Raw genomic sequence first — 19,734 nt, forward strand, 5'->3', positions numbered from 1 at the left:
AGCTCCTAACGCCGCACGTTCAGTCCTCGTCGTGAAGCCCCCAACGCGGCACGTTCAGTCCTCGTCGTGAGCCCCCAACGCGGCACGTTGAGCCTCTGCCGGCAAGCCCCCCCTGCATCGCCTCAGGTGCCGCTAGAGCGCGTGCTGGCTGGCAAGCCTAGTCTTCGCCAGCAAAATCCCGCATCGCCTCAGGTGTCGCTACAGCGGGCTTCCCAATACAGCTTCATACGCTCAGCCTACTGGGAAAGCCCCTGCACCGCCCGCTGAGCCCTCGTCTGTGGACCCCGCAGCGTTATAAATGCCGCCAGAACATGCCTCCCAACGGCCTCGCAGGCCTCGCCTCCGCTGCAAGCTCTGCCCCACAGGCACCGCTTGTCTGAGCCCCATTTTGCAGCTGTCATTTGCCCCCATTCTACTCAGCCCGCAAGCGAGCTCTACAATGCTACTCCGTAAACGTGCTCTACAAGCCCGCCCCGCAATCCTGCCCGGTAAGGGCCCGATGACAGACTCCCGCTGCCATTTGTTCAAAATGGTTGCAACGACAGTTCGGTCGTAGGACAATGGAATAAAGGGAGATGTAATAGGGAGGCCACAAAATGAGCATGAATTTGGACAATCCAATGACGATAGAGTTAAAGAGGCATCTGGAGGAGCGAGAGCTAACCGCGGCAGAACACTATTTGCTCTCTGCGTGCAAGCAAGGAGTTCGGCTAGACTTGGTGCAACGGGATGAATACGAACATACGGGCGGCTCGCGCGTCGGCGGGCACCCAGATCTGCCGGAGCATACGGCTTGGCCGGTGACGAAAGACGGAACGAAGATGACGTTCCTCGCCCAGCTTAATCTGGCGGAAATTGCGCCGCATGACAACGCCCAATTGCTTCCGCCGCAGGGGATGCTCTATTTCTTTCTCGGCATTGACGAGCCGGCTTACAACATCGAGCACCAGGTCATTTACGTAGAACAGGCCGGAACGCTGCAACTGCAGAAGCCAGATGGCATTACCGCGCTACAGGAGGAGGACGAGGACAGAGAAGAGTTCCGGCCATACACGGTAAGCGCGCGCTCCTCGCTGGAGCTGCCGAACTATGCATATGCGGATGAGGAAGCTCTTGACCTCGAGGATATCGAGAGCTATTACGACCTGGTCGACGAATTGGCCGATAGCTCGTCGCGCAATTGGGGCTGCATGTTCGGCTATCCGGTTGGACAGCACGACGACGCGGAAGTGGAGGCGGCATTGATGCTGCTCATGAACGAACATTATGATTACAGCGCGGAACGTTCGCTGGAGAAACTGACGACGCACTTCGGCGGTGATCGGGAGCGTGCGGAACAGGAAGTGAAGGATACCGTCATGCTGCTAGAGATCGATAGCAGCGATCCGGTTGGCTTTCTATGGTGGGACTGCGGGGTCATTCACTTCTTCATGCGCAAGGAAGATTTGCTGAAGCGCGATTTTTCCCGTACTTACTGCTCGTTGTATTCGAGCTAAATACCCCAATGTAGTTTTTTCCAGGAAAGGTGAGAGGGTTATGCAACAAGAACGCATACTGCTGGTGGAGGACGATATTTCGATTGTTGAAATGCTGACCAATCATTTGGCTAAGGAAGGGTTTCACGTCACGGCGGCGTACAATGGGGAAGAGGGAGTGACAACGTTCCAGCAGAAAGCCTTCGATATGATTGTGGTCGATCTGATGATGCCCAAGCTGGATGGCATGGAAGTAATCAAGCTGATTCGGACGACGAGCTCTATCCCGATCTTAATTATGTCAGCCAAGGACAGCGACGTGGACAAAGCATTGGGATTGGGTTTCGGAGCGGATGATTACATTGCCAAGCCGTTCTCCCTCATTGAGATGACGGCACGAATCAAGGCGGGGATCCGCCGCGCCACGGCGTATACCCATCCCGTCCAGCAGGAGGAACGCAGAAATGTGCTTACGTTCGAGCAGTTGACAGTGGATCTGGACAACTTCTCCGCCATGAAGCGGGACGAGGACATCAAGCTGACATCCAAAGAGTTCGATATTTTGAAATTGTTCATTACGAATCCGAATCGCGTATTCACGAAAGCGCAAATTTACGGCTTCGTATGGAATGATGACTATATGGGTGATGAGAACGTCATTAACGTTCATATACGGAGACTTCGCGAGAAGATCGAGGATAATCCGTCCGAGCCGCAATATATTAAGACGTTATGGGGAATTGGATACAAGTGGGCGGGCCATTAGTATGACGATAGCACTGGCCGCCATCGTCGCCGTCCTGCTGGGCATCATCGCCATGCAATATGCGTTCAACCGAACGAGAACCGCGAGCATTCGTCGTCTTCATGAGCAGTTGAACCGAATTGTCAACGGCGGCACAGGGGAGAAGCTGCTGCTCGTGACGGATGATCAGGAGCTTATACCGCTGCTCGTCGAAATCAACCGCCTTTTGGAGCGCAACCAACAATCATTGGCCAACCATGCCAAGACGGAAATCGCAATGAAAAAAATGATTTCCAACATATCGCACGATTTGAAGACACCGTTGACCGTTGTGTTGGGCTACTTGGAAACGATAAATCTGGACGGACAGATGAGTCAGGAAGAACGGGCCTCCATGCTGTCCAAAGTGCAGAAAAAGACGCTTGAAGTGTTAGAACTCATTCATAAATTTTTCGATTTGGCGAAGCTGGAGTCGGGAGATAAGGACATTCCGCTGACTAGCATCCATCTCAACGAGATTTGCCGGACGAACATGTTGGCCTTTTACGACGTGTTGACGGCGAGAGGCTTCGAGGTTCATATTGATATTCCTGATCAACCGCTCTATGTAATGGGAAATGCCGATGCGCTTGATCGGATATTGAACAATTTGATTTCCAATGCGATTCAGCATGGGGGAGACGGCAATGCAATCGGACTTGCGCTGCGAAAAGACGGAGACTGGATCCGTGTAGAGGTGTGGGATAAAGGGAAAGGCATTAAAGAGCTGCACCGGGATCAGGTATTCGAACGGATGTACACCCTCGAGGATTCGCGGAACTCGTCGTATCAGGGCAGTGGTCTGGGCTTGACGATCACGAAGCGGCTGGTCGAGAGCCTAGGCGGGACCATCCATCTGTACAGCAAGCCGTATGAGAAGACTGTCTTCTCATTTGCCTTGAAGAAAATACGCTATTAGATTTATACAATCTTCCCGGTGCTGACAAGTTAACCTTTTGAACACGCACGATGAGCCGGCGATCCAGCTTAAGAAATTCGTAAGAATCGGGTAAGAAAAAAGAGAATTTCACTCCTTACAATAAAAGATAAGTGAAGGAGCGAAAGGGGAAACAACAATCATGACCTGCCTGTTGAGAACAAACCAACTAACGAAGACGTTTCAAGGCAAAGAAGTCGTCTCGAATGTCAATATGAATATTCAAAAAGGGGAGATTTACGGATTTCTCGGACCGAATGGAGCCGGCAAGACGACGATTATGAAAATGATTACGAATCTGGTGAAGCCGACCGCCGGCGACATCGAATTGTTCGGGGAAAAGCTGACCGATACTTCCTACCATCTGCTGGGAAGAATGGGCACCATAATCGAATATCCGGTCTTCTATGACAAGCTGTCAGCCAGAGAGAATCTGGAGCTGCATTGCGAGTATATGGGGTATCACAACAAGCAAGCCATCGATGAAGCGCTGGAGCTGGTCAAGCTGACGAATACCGGCAGCAAAGCAGTGAAAGACTTCTCCCTCGGGATGAAGCAGCGGCTCGGCATCGCAAGGGCCATTACGACGAAGCCCGAATTACTCATGCTGGACGAACCGATCAATGGTCTCGATCCAGTCGGGATTAAGGAAATTCGCGACTTGTTCAAAATGTTGAGCAAGGAATACGGCATCACGATATTGATTTCCAGTCACATCCTGGGGGAAATTGAACAGATGGCGGACACGATCGGCGTTATCAACCATGGCAAGTTGATCGAGGAAGTGTCGATGGAGCAGATCCGGGAGAAAAATACGGAGTATATCGAATTTACGACGAACGATTGTAAAAAAGCGGCGTTTCTGCTAGAGAAGCATCTGGGAGTATCCAATCTGCGCGTAATGGACGATCATATCATCCGTGTGTATGATCCCTCTGTACCACAGAGCTCAATTACGAAGACGTTAGTCATGAACGATGTCGTCATCGAGTCGATTCACAAAAAGAACAGTTCGTTGGAAGACTACTTCCTGTCCTTGCTGAATGGCGGTGGCATCGTTGCGTAAGTTAATGAGCCTAGAACTGAAAAAATATAAGATCGGCGGGTATATTCGCGGCGCTCTTATCGCGAACGTCGCCATTCTCGGCATGGTGCTGCTGATGATCCATGGAGTTGAATATGCGGATGAGGCCGTCTTTACCTCCTTTTCCGAAGTATTCATAGGTATCGATACGTTTGTGAGAGGCACGTTTATTGTATTCGCCGCCGTGTTATTGTCGCGCTTCATTATTGATGAGTTCAAAAACAAGTCGATTACGGTGCTCTTCATGTATCCGATTAACCGGAAAAAGCTCATTCTGGCGAAGCTGACCATCGTCTTCCTGTTTACGTTCCTGTCCATCATCATCTCCGACTTGTTAGTTAGCGGCGCTATACTGGCAATCAATGAGTTTACTCATAAAATGAGCGAGCCGCTGACGGCCTCCATCTTGACGGAAGCATCGATCAGCTTCGGGATGAATGCGCTGGCAGCCAGCTGCATGAGTCTCATTCCGCTATATTTTGGCATGAGAAAGTATTCAACGGTGAGGACCATCACCACTTCCTTGCTTATCATAATGATCGTCTGTTCGAATAATGGCGGGGTGTCGCTCAATAACATCATTATTATCCCTATTACGCTGGCTATCATAGGCGTCTTCGTCGCTTATGCCGCGCTCAGAAACATTGAGCATGTCGACGTTATCAAATAGAAGGAACGAAAGAGCGCCCATCATGGGCGCTCTTTGTTATGAATCTCAATGGAAGAAGCTTCGGATATAGAACGACCGGAGCACTATTATTCGATTGTCTCGCCTGCAGCTTCAGGAATGACGGGCACGCCTTGCAGCGGCTTCCCTTCCTTGTAGTACAGCGACGGAGTGAGAATGACGTAGAAAATATGGACATGGTCATATCCATGCTCTTGCAATAGGGTGTAGAGCTTGGAAGCGACTGCATCATGCTTCTCTTGTTCTCGCTGAAACATATAAATTTCGACGGACAAAGGCGAGTTGGCGACTGGCACCGCGTGAATAAGCTCAATCTTCACGATGTCCGGTGGAATATGGACGGTGTCGGCAACCAGATGGATGACTGCAGAGGAAATGCGTTCAACAAATGGCTGCTTAAACCCTTTAAAACGAATAAATGGCATAATATCATCCCTACTTTAAACTCTAGTATCATATGTCATTGTTTATATAGTTAATTACCCTTACGTATCATATCATATGTTGTGCCGTTTACGGAATAGGTGTCCCGATTCGAATCGCGTCTTGATTCGATCGTGAGTGGGTGCCCTGTTAACGAACGGCTGCGGCCGTACGTGCGAATACGCTGCGGGCGACGATGAGACAGATGACGCAGACAGCCGCGTACATAATCATCAAGGTCTGGAACGAAGACACATCGAGAATGATGCCGGTAAAAATGAGCGATAGCTGCAGAACGGAAGTTTCAATCATCCGTTTCAGCGAGAAGAAGCGTCCCAGCGCATCTTTGGAAATACGCACCTGCGCCTCCGTATTGGACAGCGGGATGAATAGCCCGCCGGCGAACCCGAATACGGCAAAGCCGATCATTTGAACCGGCATAAGCGGAATGATCAGGATGATCAGGCTGCCAATGACGAGCATGGCCCCGCCGAAGAGCAGCGCGGGTTTGCTCATACGTTGTGCGAGCTTTTTCATCGCCAAGCCAGCGATAAGGATGGACGTGCCCTCCACAGCATAAATGATCCCCTTCAGGCCGTCAAAATGATGGGCTTCGCTCAGTTCAATGGCAAATACATTAAAGCCGCCGATAAATAAAAACGGAATGCACGTCATAATGAGCAGCGCTTTGACCATAGGCTCCCGCCGCATGAGCGGAAACAACTCGGAGAAGGACGCCTTGGAGCGAGCGCGATGCGTGACGTTGCTCAACTGCGACCGGTCAAAGGACAGCATGCACGTCAAAATAATTAATACGACATAGGTGATCCCGGAGATGACATATACGTTCTGCAAGGACAGAATGGTCAGCAAGACGCCGCCGATGGCGGTTCCGAAGATGCGGGCGATCGTAGTCAGATTGAAGTTGAGCATATTCGCCTTCATTAGCTGATCCTCTGGCACAATGACCGGCAGCACGGCATTCACCGTCGGGAAATAGAACGAGGAGGATATGACGATGATTAGTTGAAACACGATCATATACCAGACGTTCTGGTCCCATATGGCGGCGAGCATGAATCCGATGGCGGCGATCCGCAGCATGCCGCTGTACAGCAAGATTTTCTTCGGGTGCAACCGGTCGATGACATTGCCGGCATAAGGGGCCAAGAAGATGCCGAATATAGCCCCGGACACCAAGATGAACGATTGCAGGAAGCGGGAAGACAACTGCTCGCTTAAAAACTGCAGGCTGCCGATCGTGCCAATCCATGCCGCCAATTCGGACACGAATACTCCGGACAAGATGAGCCACATATTTCTATTCGATTGCATTGTCATCGTGATCCGTGTCCTCCTGTCCGTCTCCGAACACAGCCGCTCCGCCGACGCTGCGCTGAAAGCCGATAAGCGACATCATATAAGGCTTCGCGTCTGCAGGCCCATTCGCCTCCTGCTGTTTGAAATGCTTATGATATAGCTCTTTAAATTCCTTCAGGAAGGCTGTAAACTGCTCCTCCGTCGCATGAAATTGATAGGTGGCCGCCAAGTTTTTCTTCATGTCCTGGTTGTGGCTCTTTAACTGGAAAGCTTCGCCCGGCGCCTTCTCGATTTCTTGCCGCGTCGTCAGCACCGTCTCCAAAAAAACTTGCCGCGACGTCTCGATGAGCTCATGGCTCGGGAGCAGATCATCGCTCGGAATGAACCTTCTCGCCACTGCCTTATAGAACTTCTGCATGATGCCGTTCTTCTCTTCTTCCCGCACAATCCGCACGATGCCGTGTTTCTCCAGCTCTTTTAGATGAAAATAGATTTTGGTCTTCGGAATGGCGAGGATTTCCGCCAATTGCTGCCCCGTGTACTCTTGCTTCACCAGATTCATCAATATTTTTGTACGCAGGGGGTCGCTAATCACTTTCAATTTCTCCAGCGTGTCGATAATAAACAAGTCCTGTTGCATCATTATGTTCACCCTTTTTAGAACGTTCTATTTTATTTGACCATTCAAATTTATCATTCCGTACAAAGGGTGTCAATTCCAAATTTACAACGATACCTTAAATTGGCCCGGACAGGGTTGCTGCCATGCATTATAAAAGAAATATAAAATTCGTTATGAAGTTTCTGCATACAGGGCTGGAAGCGGTTGCGCGAATTAGCGTACAATGAGAATATAATGTCGGGGAACGTGGGAGGCGAGTGCTGCAAGCCCCGTAATCTGATGATGATGGAGGGGGATTACGCATGGCGATTAAAGCGATTGCATTGGATTTTGACGGGCTTATTTTGGATACGGAAACGGCGAGTTATTTATCCTTTCGCGAGATTTGTCAGGAGTACGGGCACGATATGCCGCTTGCCGTCTGGAGGGAGTGGGCCGGAGGAATCCGCACCTGGCCATTGGCGTGCGAATATTTGGAAGGGCTTCTGGGCAAATCAGTGGATCGCGAAGAGCTGCACCGCCACCATCGGCACATTTATAATGAGATGATTGCGGAATGGGACGTGCTTCCAGGCGTGAGGGAAGTGTTGGATACGGCCGGAAGGCTGGGCCTCAAAGTCGCGCTTGCTTCCAGCGCTTCGGCGGCTTGGGCCGTGAATCATGTCAAGCGCTACGGCTTGCTCGATTATTTCGATTTTCTGCAGACGCGCGACAATGCGACCAAGGTCAAGCCCGATCCCGAAATCTATTTGAAGGCGGTGGACGGACTTGGCGTAAGAGCGGACGAGACGATTGCGTTCGAAGATTCGGTGGTAGGAACACAAGCGGCGAAGGCGGCGGGACTATTTTGCGTCGCGGTGCCGAATCATGTTACGGCGAACTGCTCGTTCGATCACGTCGACATTCGGTTATCATCGCTCCTTGATATGGGACTGGAGGACATTATCCATACTTTGGAGAAGGGTAATCCGGTGCCGCAAGAAAGCGATATATAGACACAGTAAACAGTCACAATAAATTAGAGGTGGGAGTTATGGACGTTACGTTCATGAGTTTTAATTTGCGGTACAACGAGATTCAGGATGGGGAAAATGCATGGCCCTATCGGGTTGAAAAAGTGGCTGAGGTCATCCGGAGTCACGAACCGTTAGTCATCGGCACTCAGGAAGGGCTGCACCCGATGCTGCTCGATATAGAGCAAAGCTTGCCGCAATATGGCTTCATCGGCGAGGGGCGGTACGGCGGACAGCAAGATGAGCATAATGCCATTTGGTATGATAAAGAACAGATTACACCGGTTGAATCCGGGCAGTTCTGGTTGTCGGAGCAGCCGTCTCAGCCTGGCAGCATAAGCTGGAACAGCAGTCTGCCGCGCATTTGCACATGGGCCCGGTTCCAGTTCATCAAGGGGGCTGCCAACGAATTTATCGTGTTCAATACGCATTTGGATCACGAGAGCGAGGAAGCCCAAGTGAACGGAATTCGTCTCGTTCGACAGCAAATGGAGGAACGCTTCCGGAAGCGTCCGCTGCCTATGGTGCTGATGGGAGACCTCAATTCAACGCCTGACAGTCCCGTGCTGGACGTCCTCCACTCGAATCCGGATGGCAGCTTGCTATCTTTGACAGACGCTTATACGGCAGCCGCCGGCAAGGTCGGGCCCACATTCCATGACTTCAAGGGCGGGGAAGACGGAGAGGCCATTGATTATATTTTTGTGTCCAGCGACGTTCGCGTTATGGCGACGAAAGTAATCAGGGAGCAGATTAACGGAAGATATCCTTCTGACCATTACCCGGTAGCGGCGCGCGTCTCGATGAACTGACGAACTAGCCCCGCTTACCCGGGTGTTGGATGTGGAGCGGCGGCGTTTCCCGGTGAATACCGAGAAGCGGTCGCCGTTATCCGGATTACCTTGTGTGATACATAAGAGGAGGAAGCATCTTCGTATTGATGACCATTGATGACTGACAGAGGGGACAGCTCGGAGTTTTTTCAAACGTGAGATTTTCTCTCATCCAGCAAGAACAGTCCTCACTGCTGCAACTCCAGATAGAAGTTTGCTCATCCGGAACCGGCTCGATATTTTTCTTAGAATAATACATCGCGAAACCCTCCTTATGTTGTTATAAAGATTGTTCAAAGAGTATCTGTTTTGAACAGGCACTTATAGGGGCTACGAGCAATGAAAAAGAACTGCCCGGAGGACAGCCCTTTTTAAATTGGCTACAGTCTTGCCACACAAAAGCGGATTACATGAGGTAAAGGAACCGCTCTTTATATAGTATGTGAATTAAGTACTGAATATATGATAATTATTTGTTTAACCTGCCTGGACATGCGGAAAAGCTGCTACATGAATAGTTTTCCAAAAAAAATTGTAAAGGTAGGTGTTCAACGACTTGCATATCTCAATTTTATATGATATTATGATGTCAATTGATAAATTTGAACCACGCTTCACACATTGAAAAGGGTATCATTTTTACGATGGAACTTTTTTCAATGTGTGAATTTTTTTAAAGTTGAAAAAATAAACATGTTATATTTCCTTTTGGAGGTTAAGAACAATGCAAACAGGTACAGTAAAATGGTTTAACGCAGAAAAAGGTTTTGGCTTTATCGAAGTTGAAGGCGGCAGCGATGTATTCGTACACTTCAGCGCGATTCAAGGCGACGGCTTCAAATCCTTGGACGAAGGACAACGCGTTCAATTCAACGTGGTACAAGGCAACCGTGGACCACAAGCTGAGGACGTAACGAAGCTGTAAGAAAAGCCAGACGACTGCTCTTGACATGTGTGAAGAGCAGTTTTTCTTTTGGTTGCAAGATCAAAAGAAAGGGAGGGTAACGATGAATTATCGCAAGAAACCATTAGAGGAAATTCCGGAGGAAAATACGGCCATCTGGTCTTGCACGAAAGAAGGCTGCAAGGGTTGGATGCGCGACAATTTTGCATTCGAGAATGAGCCGACTTGTCGGTTATGCAACTCTCCGATGGTCCGTGATATGAAGATGCTACCGTTACTTGTTAACCCGAATGGTGATCTGAAATCGATCAAGAAGGGTGTGCAGATCGAGTAGTTGTTGCTACAACAGCTTACCTCTTCTGCGTAACGAGACGGATTGACGGACGACGTATCATTGTGGTTGTGAACAGCCTCCGCCATGTAAAAGGACACCTCACGAGGTGTCCTTTTTGCGTATAGCCGCACCAATTGCAAGGTGCTGGAGCTGTTGTGCTATTTGAATTGGCAAGGCAGGCGGGGTTGAATGATTTCGAGCTAAAAGCGGGATTTAAAGAACTGTATGGAACGACCGTGTTCGGCTTTTTGCGTGAGAAGCGGCTGGAACAGGCGCTCTGTCTGTTGCAGCAGGGACAAATGAATAGTTCTGAGGTGGCCTGCTCGGCAGGCTGCTCGAACCCCGAATACTTTGCGGCCGCCTGTAGAGAAAAGTTCGGGGGCAGTCTGAGCGAGGTCATTCGGCAGCATTAACGCTAAAGAAGCTTTCTTCATAAGAAGAGGGCTTCTTTTTGTCTTTTTACGTCATCGGACTACTGCTTGCGGTGGTCATCGCGCGCACGCTGCCGGAGACCAGACCGCAAGGAACTGTAAGGAAGCGATTTTGTCTGTCGAGCTTTGCTGCCATTATGGGCAATCGGACCGGTTCCGCATTACTGGCAATCGGGTTCGCAAGTACGAAATGGGGACAAAAAATACCTGCATGTAACGGGCGATATGCGGAATCTGAAGAAAATGAACATCATACGTTCATTTTGACATAAATTCGGCCTTTCAAGGCCGGATTTCTTTGTTTGACGAATATCTTGTTCAAGATATATACTACTAAATAGTTTACTGCTAATTATTTTAATTCTAAAGTAATTACCGAGAGGAATCGATTTCGATGCAGGCAAGATCACAACTGCTTGAACTGTCCACCCTTTTTAGATTGCTGCTGAAACGGATGACGCAGGAATGGAACAAGCGGATGATTGCGAACCTTTCATTTTCGCAATTTCGCATCCTTTACAAGCTCAATGAAGGGGGGAAGAAGAAGGTCTCTGAATTGGCGGAAGCACTGTGCATTACTTCCGGTGCGATTACCGGAGGCACTGATAAATTGATTAAAGAGGGACTGGCAGAACGAAAAAGAGCGGAGGATGACCGCAGGGTCGTCTACATTTATATTACGGATAAAGGTAGAGATATCGTGCAGATGATGCTTGAGCGTCAAAAAGAAACGATCTCCATGTTTTTTGAAAGCTTGCCAAATGAAGATGTCGGGCATTTGAAACGAATATTTACGCAAATTTTAGAAAATACAGAGGGACAGTCAAAGGAGTAGAAGAAAAAACCGTGGAACATTTGTCACACAAACGAAAAATGACCATTATGATGGCCATTATCGCAGCGATGTTCTTTTCTGCGATTAACCAGACGATTGTCGGTACGGCACTGCCCCGAATTATCGCCAAGCTTGGTGGCATGGATTACTATACATGGGTCATCACCATTTATATGCTTACCTCTACCATTGCGACGATATTAGTGGGGAAGCTGTCCGATATTTATGGGCGCAAGCCGTTTATTCTTTCAGGTATTATATTTTTTATGATTGGCGCATTCTTGTCCGGAACCTCAGCGGATATTATTCAGCTTATTATTTACCGCGGGATTCAAGGGATAGGTGCCGGGATTATTATGGCTACGGCCTTTACCGCTGTCGGTGATTTGTTCGCGCCGCGCGAACGGGGCAAATGGACGGGAGTCATGACCGCCGTGTTCGGGTTTTCCAGTGTGATTGGGCCAGCGCTGGGCGGTTATATTGTGGACCATATGGATTGGAAATGGGTGTTCTGGATTTTCCTCCCGTTAGGTATCGTTGCATTTTTTATGATTCTCATCCTATTTCCGAAGGTGGAGCGCAAGCAATCGGAATCGATCGATTACGCAGGTTCCTTATTCCTGACGCTGACAATCGTACCGCTGCTTCTCGCCTTCTCGTGGGCGGGCACGCAATATGCCTGGGGTTCACCGCAGATCATCCTGTTGTTTGCCGGAACATTGGTCTCGCTGCTTATCTTCCTGTTTGTGCAGACGAGAGTGAAGAGCCCGGTGCTTCCGTTGTCCTTATTTAAAAATAGTGTCGTGACCATTTCCAATGTCATCGGATTTTTGATGAATGCGGGTATGATGGGGGCGCTTATCTATATTCCGTTTTTCGTGCAGGGCGTAATGGGCATCTCTCCGACCTATTCCGGTTATGTGACGATGCCGATGTCCATCTGCATGGTCATCTCCAGCGCCATTAGCGGTCAATTGATTACGAAGACAGGGAAATATAAACGATTTGCCCTCTTGGGCATGCCGGTCATGATTCTCGGTATGATTATTATGAGCTTCATGGATAGCGTATGGATGGCTGTAATCAGCATGATCGTATTTGGCTTCGGCCTCGGACTCGGAATGCCAGTATTCACGCTTGCTGCACAGAACGCAGTTGCGCCTCAGCAATTGGGCGTCGTCACCGCTTCCTCGCAGCTGTTCCGCAACATGGGGGGGACGATCGGGATCGCCGTGATGGGTACCATTATGTCTTCGAAGATAACTAGCAATCTTGCGGAGGCGGCTGCTTCGGGTAAAGCGGTAGATCTGTCGCAGTTGGATCCGAAGGTTGCCGAACAGTTCCAAGCGTTTCATAATCCGCAAATGCTGCTGGACCAACCGAAATTGGAGCAGATCCAGCAGAGCTTGCCAGAAGCGCTGAAGACGATCTTCACGCAGATGATAGATATGCTGCGCGATGCGTTAAGCAGTTCATTATCGACGGTGTTCTTGTCCGGTGCGGCCTTGCTCGTCGTTGCCTTGATGTTGGCCTTCTTCCTGAAGGAAATTCCGCTGCGCATGACCAGCCGCACGTCTTCCGGTCAAGAGGATGGAACGTCTGCGGGCCAATCCGGCGCTGTGCCGGCGAAGCAAGTGTTGTTGGAGCAAACGGCGGAATAGCCAATTGAATATTGCTGTAACAGTTGAGCATGACAGAGCTGTTCCGAAAGTGGATAAAAATACTTGAGGGATGGAAAAATGGTGGGGCAGAGACTATCTCTGCCCCGCCATTTTTCGTTTTGGATCAGACATATAAGTTGAGCGTTACGTCCGTCTTGCATGCTTGGACCACCCGAATGCTGGTCTCGTTCCAGCCGGGGGCCGGCGGTTCGCGTTGAAGAACAATCCCATCGCCACTCGGGCACACGCTATCGCCACGGCGGTAAACAGAAGGGACCAGAACACGGCGGGAATGAACGTAGCTGCGCTTAGATTGGAAGCGTCGCCCGCTTGCGTCGGCTGCTGGATGGACGCGACGATAAGGAACAGCGGTCCCAGCACGGATTCCACCAAGCAAATAAAGGCGACCAGCAAATAATAAAAATCTCGCAGCCAACGCCAAGGAACGAAATATATTGCTGCGCTCAGCACGATAAATCCGATGCACCACATGACCCCGAATGAATTGCGCACGAAGAAGAGAACGTTCACCAAGGCCAATACGGATAAAGTAATTAACCCGGCTTGCTGCTTCCCGCGCGAATACAAATAGAACAGCAGCACGGTGAACAAGGCGGAAATCGTATATCCCGCAAGGGAGATAGGAATGAACCGCCACGAATGGGCCACGGATGAGTAGGTGACCCCGCTGTGGTCTGCGAACAGATGAATATACTGCACCTTCCCGGATAAGAGCAGCGTAACGATCGCATGACCGAATTCATGCACTAATGTATCGACGTTGCGGAAAAAGGACGAGAACGGAATCCAGCGCGTCAAGATGGCTGCTCCTACGATAAAAGCGATTGTCTTCCACCATTTATTCATGAATTATGACCAACCTCCGCATCCAATCTTCTTACCGAGCATATTACAAAGGCGCCGGCATGTAAAATGCACCGACGATTCTATAGAGGCAACTATTATAAGAGGGACGATTAACATGTCGTCCTCGTTCTGTTTTTGTCGAATAGACGGTACTATTGGAATATTCGTTTTACAAGATCGGCAAACGTAGTATACTTGTTCCATATGAAACTTCTTCCAAGCAACCTTCACCTTTTTATCACACCTTAGAACATCCCTCTACTTTATTTCCACAATTTTCACATATACAAGATCGAAATTTGAAGGGAACCGGCGGATGGCATGCTGACGCTGGTGCACTATATTTAGCATGAGAATGATATGGGTCAATGAAGTGAATCGGGAGGGAAACCATGGAACTGAATCACGTGATTCAGCGGCAAGCGCAAGATCAAATGATCGAATGGATCGACACATCCAGGCGAAGGGCTAGGGAATCAGGCTTGAACTCAATGAAGATCCCAATGTTTCGCACCGTAATGACGCAATCGGAACTCATTTGTAAACGCTTAGCTTATGAGGAAATTTTGTCGGTCATCCGTTTTTTTATGGACAAATTGTTGAATCAGCTGCAAGGGACACCCATCATTATCGTCATTTCCGATGAAAAAGGCTACATGCTGGAATTGGCCGGGGATGAGACGATGAAGCAAACGATTACGCAATTGGGCATTAAGGAAGGTGTACAGTTTGCAGAAGAGGAGTGCGGTACGAACGGGATTAACCTCGCTCTAAATCACCGAAGTCCGGTGCAATTAATCGGCAACCAGCATTACCATCAGTTTTTTCACTCCAGGGTATGCTACTCTGTACCTTTTCATTATACCGATATCAATAATTTGCTGGGTTCGATTTCCATTATGACATCGCTCGAACAAGCTCATCCCTATTTCTTGACGATGCTCATTACGGTCGTCGATTCTATCGAGCGTGAACTCCTTCTCCGCAGGCAGAACAGGAAATTAGACATTTTAAACCATATTATGATGGATACGACCCGCAATGGCATTATTATTACCGACAGAGAAGGACACATTACGGAATTCAATACGTATGCTGAGAATCTGACAGGTCTCACAAAGGAAGATTTGATCGGGAAGCCCGTAATTAATCTATTCCCTATGGGGCCATATATCGATAAAGTGATTCGTCATGGAGACAAGCATGAAGATATCGAGATTGTTATCGAGCATCCGTCCGGTCAGACCAAGTGTGTCTGCTTATTTGATGCGCTGCCGATTCTGGACGAGTACGATAACCCGATTGGGGCGTTCGGGCAGTTCCGGGATATTACAGAACGATACGAAGCAGAGGAACGATACAACTATCTCGCTTATCATGATGAGCTGACAGGGCTCCCCAACCGCAGACATTATAACGATCATTTAAATGAACTCTTGACGGAGGCCAAGAAGAACAAGCACATACTTGCCGTTCTTTATCTCGATTTAGACCGTTTCAAGCTGGTTAACGATACGTTGGGTCACAGTAAAGGGGACCATCTTCTGCAAAAAGTGGCCGAGCGTCTGCGCAAATGCCTGCCGGACGACACGGTGACTCGTATGGGCGGGGATGAATTCTCCATCTTGCTGTCCAATGTGAGAGATTCTAACGACGCGGTGCAAGCCGCACAGCAGGTGCTCCAGCTGTTTGAACAGGATTTTGTCATTGACCATTACCAATTCAGACTGTCGACAAGTATTGGCATCTCGATTTATCCTCATGATGGTCTGGATGCAGAGACGCTGCTCACGCACGCGGACATGGCCATGTATCAGGCGAAAGCGATCGGCAAAAATCGGTACATGATCTATACTCCGTCGATGGTGCGTCAATCCCACGAGAAGCTGACGATGGAAACCGATCTGCGCAAAGCAGTGGAGCATCAAGAGCTCGTCCTGTACTATCAGCCTCAAGTCAACATTCAAACGGGCGAGATCGTCGGCATGGAGGCGTTATTGCGCTGGAAGCATCCGAAAAATGGGCTCATTCTACCGGCTGATTTCATACCGTTGGCAGAGGAAACGGGAATTATCGTCCCGATTGGGGAATGGGTGCTTCATGAGGTGTGCCATCAAATTTTGAATTGGGAGCAATCCGGTTTGCGTCCGATGAAGATTTCTGTCAATTTGTCGCCTTACCAATTTCTGAACAGCAACTGCGTCGATGCTGTCGAGCGCGTGTTGAAGCGAACCGGAATCAATCCGCGGCATCTGGAGCTTGAAATTACGGAGAGCATGACGATGGATGTGGAACAAGCGACTCCACTCATTCATCAGCTGCGTAATTTGGGCGTGCAAATTAGCATTGACGACTTCGGGACAAGCTACAGCTCGCTTAATTATTTGAAGAAGTTTTCCGTACATCGTCTCAAAATCGATCGCTCGTTCGTGAAAGACGTGACGAGTGACGAGCACAACCGGCAAATAGTCGGCACGATCATTGCGATGGCGCATCAGCTTGGGCTTGAGGTTGTGGCGGAAGGAGTGGAGACGGTGGAGCAACTGTCCTTCTTGTCCGAACAAAAGTGTGATGAGGCGCAAGGCCATCTGTTCAGCGCTCCGCTGCCGGCCCATGTCATTGTGGAGAAGCTGCGCGGGTCATGGTCCAAGCCGATGCGATAATTTATAGAGGTTGTTCAAAAAGTTCTCTTTTGATCACGTACTTATATGGAAAAGGAGTTAACAGTAATGATGAAGGTCTATTCGCTACTTGTAGAACATCTTCGGAAATGGGGGGTTACCCACGTATTCGGCATTCCTGGAAAATCGATTTCACCGTTGATGCTGGAATGCGAGGCGCGCGGCATCGAGTTCGTTCTGACGCGGCATGAGGCAGGCGCAGGATTTATGGCTGGAGGCTATGCCATGACGCATCAGACGCTCGGTGTAGCCATCGGCACGTCAGGGCCGGGCGGAACGAATATGCTCACCGCTGCCGGACAAGCCAAAGCTTACAACATGCCTGTTCTGTTCATTACAGGACAGCCTTCCATCCGTGATAGCGGGAAAGCGCTAGGTCAGGATTCGAGCCCGTTTACAACCGATTTGGTGAAAATGTTCGAGCCTGTCACGGTATTCAGCGCCCGCATTGAGCGGGAGGACTTGGTAGCCCGATATTTGCAGCATGCGGTGGAACAGGCGTTGACGGGCGTAAGGGGGCCTGTTCACCTGTGTATTCCATTCGATATATTGATGGCGGATATAGAACCTTTCGACCTGCCTTTGCCAGAGAGCCATCGCCGTGTCGTATCGCCGGACGTTGAAGCGGTCATTCCGCTGCTGGAGCAAGCGCAGAGACCGGTTCTGTTCATCGGCAAAGGCGTGTTAGCCGCAGAGGCGTGCGATGAAGTAAGGGCCGTCGCGGAGCGTTGGCGAATCCCGGTCATTTGCACGCCGGGCGGGAAAGGCGCGTTCCCTACCCGGCATCCGCTTTGCCTCGGCAACTTCGGATTGGGCGGAACGGAACAAGCCCGCAGTTACTTGAAGTCAGGCGTCGATCTCATGCTGGCCATCGGCACCAAGCTGAGCGATATGACGCTGTCTGGATTTACCGAGGATATGGCTCCTAAGCAGATCGTGCATTTCGATTATGACTTGACCTTCGTGGGCAAGTCGATTGCTGCGCCTACGCTCGCTATTCCTGGCGATGCCAAGCTGAATTTGCAGATGCTCATTCAGAAGGCAGGCGCTTCGAGGGTGCAGGCACCGGATGAGATAGGGATTCCGTTCACGAATGAGGCGGCGTACATTGCGGCTTCCACGGCACCCGTCGAAGCTGGAACCAGCCAGACTGCTGCGTCTGCCGATACGGGCAGCTGCATGTCTGCCGTGACCGCTGTACAGGCCTTGCGGAAGGCGCTGCCTGATGATGCCGTCCTGTTCGGCGATGACGGAAGCCATTCGTTCTATGCTATCCGCCATTACGATATAAGAGAAGCGGGCACTTTTTATTTCGACGACGTGTTCGGAGCGATGGGACATGCCATCGGTTATTCCATCGGCGCAAGCATCGGTGCCCCGGACAAGCCTATCGTCTGCTTGACGGGCGACGGATGCGCCATGATGCACGGCAATGAGATTTCCACCGCGGTGAATCACCAGGTTCCGGTTATTATTGTCGTACTGAACAACGGCCGCTTGGACATGGTCGACAAAGGGATGTCGTACCTAACGGGACGCTCTGTCGGCGCCATTTACGCTCATCCGCTGGATGTCGTGCAGTACGCGCAGTCGATGGGAGCGGACGCGCATTGCTGCCGGACGGAAGCGGATATTATCTCATCCGTGCAGGAGGCGCTGGGGACGAGGAAGCCGGCGGTCATTGAAGTGATGGTCGATCCGTTGGAGATTCCGCCGATATTGACCAGACTGCTAAGTTTGGATGATGAGCAGGGTGAAGATGCACAAGGAGGGGAATGACTTGACTCAAAACCGCTTGAATCAGAATCGGTATGAACGGGGCTTGAAGCTGTTTCAAAACATGGTCGGACCACAAGGAACGGCGGCGTTGGAAGAGGTACGCCAATGTTATCCCGATATGGCCGAGTTTATTGTAGCTAATGGGTTCGGAGATATTTATTCCCGTCCGGGACTGGACTTGAAGCAGAGGGAACTGATCACGCTATCGTCCCTTATCACGCAGGGGGCGGCCGAACAGCTGCCGATGCACGTGAATGCGGCATTGAATATCGGCCTGACTCCGGAAGAACTGATCGAGGTTGTCATACAGTGCACGGCCTATGCGGGATTTCCAAAGGCGCTCAGCGCGTTCAACGTCATGATTGGAGAATTCCGCAATCGCGGGATAGAACTGACGGCCGGCCGCGTGTAAGATGAACGTTGGAACCTTCTGACTTATGAAAATGTGCACTCCATCAGGGAATGAATTACTGTCAATCTTTCTAATTGCCTCATTATATGTAATAGCGAATTGTTTCAAAATTCGCTAATCCTAGAGTGACTACAGGAGGGCATATAATATGGCAATTATTAAACCCTTTATGGCAGCCAGAAGATTTGCGTCGACTATCGGGGCTGGAACGGGGACAGGGGCTGCCTTCGCCATCGCGGCTACTGCGTTTACGAATGATGCAGGGGCGGCGGCGGCGACATTTCCTGCCTCGTTTGCTTTTTACAACCTGTATATTAATGGAGTTGTTCAAATGGGGGATACTTCTACGATTTCGACAACGACCATAACGATACCGAGTGGAGATACGCTCGACGGGGCTACACCTGTTGTCGTTGAAGTTGTCGTCAACTAATGTTGGATAAGGAATAAGGGCTGCATCAGAGATAGGTTCACTACTCTGGTTACAGCCTTTTTTTACAAAAACACGATTGCCTGCATATAGTTCGGGGACAAGACAGAAGAACGCGCATATCATGAGCCAAACGTTCAGCTATACGGGATCGCCAGTATGATATATACGAACCAGGATGAATTGACTCGATACGGGAATCGGGGTATTCTAAATCCGAT

22 protein-coding genes are annotated in these 19,734 nt (G+C 49.9%); 17 read left to right on the forward strand and 5 right to left on the reverse strand.

Going from position 1 to position 19,734, the window contains the following annotated elements:
* Nucleotides 1-596 precede the first annotated feature (596 nt).
* The 5 genes from LQV63_RS03545 (at nucleotide 597) to LQV63_RS03565 (ending at nucleotide 4,950) form a co-directional block, all read left to right on the forward strand.
* The gene (locus LQV63_RS03545) at nucleotides 597-1,496 is read left to right on the forward strand and encodes a YwqG family protein (protein ID WP_233695672.1); all 900 of its coding nucleotides are present in this window, start codon (nucleotides 597-599) and stop codon (nucleotides 1,494-1,496) included.
* A gap of 40 nt (nucleotides 1,497-1,536) precedes the next feature.
* Nucleotides 1,537-2,241 (forward strand): response regulator transcription factor, encoded by a 705-nt coding sequence (locus tag LQV63_RS03550; RefSeq protein ID WP_325175844.1) that lies wholly within the window; start codon nucleotides 1,537-1,539, stop codon nucleotides 2,239-2,241.
* A 1-nt stretch (nucleotide 2,242) separates the two neighbouring features.
* Complete coding sequence (locus tag LQV63_RS03555) at nucleotides 2,243-3,178, forward strand: sensor histidine kinase (RefSeq protein WP_233695673.1); 936 nt, start codon at nucleotides 2,243-2,245, stop codon at nucleotides 3,176-3,178.
* A 160-nt stretch (nucleotides 3,179-3,338) separates the two neighbouring features.
* Nucleotides 3,339-4,262 carry an ABC transporter ATP-binding protein gene (locus LQV63_RS03560; RefSeq protein WP_019420807.1) on the forward strand — a complete coding sequence of 308 codons (924 nt, stop codon included), beginning with the start codon at nucleotides 3,339-3,341 and terminating at the stop codon, nucleotides 4,260-4,262.
* Nucleotides 4,246-4,950, forward strand: a complete 705-nt coding sequence (locus LQV63_RS03565; RefSeq protein ID WP_325175845.1) for an ABC transporter permease — start codon at nucleotides 4,246-4,248, stop codon at nucleotides 4,948-4,950. Before LQV63_RS03560 ends, LQV63_RS03565 begins: the two co-directional genes overlap by 17 nt.
* An 86-nt stretch (nucleotides 4,951-5,036) precedes the next feature.
* Here the strand turns inward: LQV63_RS03565 and LQV63_RS03570 are convergent, their stop codons facing one another.
* The 3 genes from LQV63_RS03570 to LQV63_RS03580 form a co-directional block, all read right to left on the reverse strand.
* Nucleotides 5,037-5,393, reverse strand: a complete 357-nt coding sequence (locus tag LQV63_RS03570; RefSeq protein WP_019420809.1) for a DUF1904 family protein — start codon at nucleotides 5,391-5,393, stop codon at nucleotides 5,037-5,039.
* A gap of 148 nt (nucleotides 5,394-5,541) precedes the next feature.
* Nucleotides 5,542-6,732, reverse strand: coding sequence for an MFS transporter (locus LQV63_RS03575; protein WP_233695675.1), 1,191 nt, complete (start codon nucleotides 6,730-6,732; stop codon nucleotides 5,542-5,544).
* Entirely contained in the window at nucleotides 6,713-7,354 is a 642-nt protein-coding gene (locus LQV63_RS03580; RefSeq protein WP_019420811.1) for a winged helix-turn-helix domain-containing protein, read from the reverse strand. Before LQV63_RS03580 ends, LQV63_RS03575 begins: the two co-directional genes overlap by 20 nt.
* Nucleotides 7,355-7,635: 281 nt before the next feature.
* On the opposite strand from LQV63_RS03580, the gene LQV63_RS03585 reads away from it, so the two are divergent.
* Together LQV63_RS03585 and LQV63_RS03590 are read left to right on the forward strand one after the other, a co-directional pair.
* The gene (locus tag LQV63_RS03585; protein WP_233695676.1) at nucleotides 7,636-8,328 is read left to right on the forward strand and encodes an HAD family hydrolase; all 693 of its coding nucleotides are present in this window, start codon (nucleotides 7,636-7,638) and stop codon (nucleotides 8,326-8,328) included.
* Between the two features lie 53 nt (nucleotides 8,329-8,381).
* Nucleotides 8,382-9,158: an endonuclease/exonuclease/phosphatase family protein gene (locus LQV63_RS03590; RefSeq protein WP_233695677.1), complete on the forward strand. Its 777-nt coding sequence runs from the start codon at nucleotides 8,382-8,384 to the stop codon at nucleotides 9,156-9,158.
* 85 nt (nucleotides 9,159-9,243) lie between these two features.
* On the opposite strand, the gene LQV63_RS03595 is transcribed toward LQV63_RS03590, so the two are convergent.
* Nucleotides 9,244-9,438: a cold-shock protein gene (locus LQV63_RS03595; protein ID WP_019420814.1), complete on the reverse strand. Its 195-nt coding sequence runs from the start codon at nucleotides 9,436-9,438 to the stop codon at nucleotides 9,244-9,246.
* 465 nt (nucleotides 9,439-9,903) lie between these two features.
* On the opposite strand from LQV63_RS03595, the gene LQV63_RS03600 reads away from it, so the two are divergent.
* From LQV63_RS03600 to LQV63_RS03625, 6 genes are all read left to right on the forward strand, one after another.
* On the forward strand, nucleotides 9,904-10,104 hold the full coding sequence (locus LQV63_RS03600) for a cold-shock protein (RefSeq protein ID WP_019420815.1): 201 nt from the start codon (nucleotides 9,904-9,906) through the stop codon (nucleotides 10,102-10,104).
* Nucleotides 10,105-10,186: 82 nt separating this feature from the next.
* Complete coding sequence (locus tag LQV63_RS03605) at nucleotides 10,187-10,417, forward strand: cold-shock protein (RefSeq protein WP_019420816.1); 231 nt, start codon at nucleotides 10,187-10,189, stop codon at nucleotides 10,415-10,417.
* Nucleotides 10,418-10,572: 155 nt separating this feature from the next.
* A complete protein-coding gene (locus tag LQV63_RS03610) occupies nucleotides 10,573-10,830 on the forward strand; it encodes a helix-turn-helix transcriptional regulator (RefSeq protein ID WP_233695678.1) in 258 nt (85 codons plus the stop codon).
* A 38-nt stretch (nucleotides 10,831-10,868) separates the two neighbouring features.
* On the forward strand, nucleotides 10,869-11,120 hold the full coding sequence (locus tag LQV63_RS03615) for a hypothetical protein (protein WP_233695679.1): 252 nt from the start codon (nucleotides 10,869-10,871) through the stop codon (nucleotides 11,118-11,120).
* A 122-nt stretch (nucleotides 11,121-11,242) separates the two neighbouring features.
* Nucleotides 11,243-11,683 (forward strand): MarR family winged helix-turn-helix transcriptional regulator, encoded by a 441-nt coding sequence (locus tag LQV63_RS03620; protein ID WP_019420819.1) that lies wholly within the window; start codon nucleotides 11,243-11,245, stop codon nucleotides 11,681-11,683.
* 11 nt (nucleotides 11,684-11,694) lie between these two features.
* Complete coding sequence (locus tag LQV63_RS03625; RefSeq protein WP_019420820.1) at nucleotides 11,695-13,344, forward strand: MDR family MFS transporter; 1,650 nt, start codon at nucleotides 11,695-11,697, stop codon at nucleotides 13,342-13,344.
* 144 nt (nucleotides 13,345-13,488) lie between these two features.
* Here the strand turns inward: LQV63_RS03625 and LQV63_RS03630 are convergent, their stop codons facing one another.
* Complete coding sequence (locus LQV63_RS03630; RefSeq protein WP_019420821.1) at nucleotides 13,489-14,211, reverse strand: M50 family metallopeptidase; 723 nt, start codon at nucleotides 14,209-14,211, stop codon at nucleotides 13,489-13,491.
* 392 nt (nucleotides 14,212-14,603) lie between these two features.
* On the opposite strand from LQV63_RS03630, the gene LQV63_RS03635 reads away from it, so the two are divergent.
* The 4 genes from LQV63_RS03635 (at nucleotide 14,604) to LQV63_RS03650 (ending at nucleotide 19,516) form a co-directional block, all read left to right on the forward strand.
* Nucleotides 14,604-16,874 carry an EAL domain-containing protein gene (locus LQV63_RS03635; protein WP_233695680.1) on the forward strand — a complete coding sequence of 757 codons (2,271 nt, stop codon included), beginning with the start codon at nucleotides 14,604-14,606 and terminating at the stop codon, nucleotides 16,872-16,874.
* A gap of 66 nt (nucleotides 16,875-16,940) precedes the next feature.
* Nucleotides 16,941-18,671: a thiamine pyrophosphate-binding protein gene (locus LQV63_RS03640; protein ID WP_233695681.1), complete on the forward strand. Its 1,731-nt coding sequence runs from the start codon at nucleotides 16,941-16,943 to the stop codon at nucleotides 18,669-18,671.
* Nucleotide 18,672: 1 nt separating this feature from the next.
* The gene (locus LQV63_RS03645; protein WP_233695682.1) at nucleotides 18,673-19,083 is read left to right on the forward strand and encodes a carboxymuconolactone decarboxylase family protein; all 411 of its coding nucleotides are present in this window, start codon (nucleotides 18,673-18,675) and stop codon (nucleotides 19,081-19,083) included.
* A gap of 148 nt (nucleotides 19,084-19,231) precedes the next feature.
* On the forward strand, nucleotides 19,232-19,516 hold the full coding sequence (locus tag LQV63_RS03650) for a DUF4183 domain-containing protein (protein WP_233695683.1): 285 nt from the start codon (nucleotides 19,232-19,234) through the stop codon (nucleotides 19,514-19,516).
* The last annotated feature ends 218 nt before the right edge of the window (nucleotides 19,517-19,734 follow it).

Source organism: Paenibacillus profundus, from assembly GCF_021369635.1.
GTDB classification, from domain to species: domain Bacteria; phylum Bacillota; class Bacilli; order Paenibacillales; family Paenibacillaceae; genus Paenibacillus_B; species Paenibacillus_B profundus.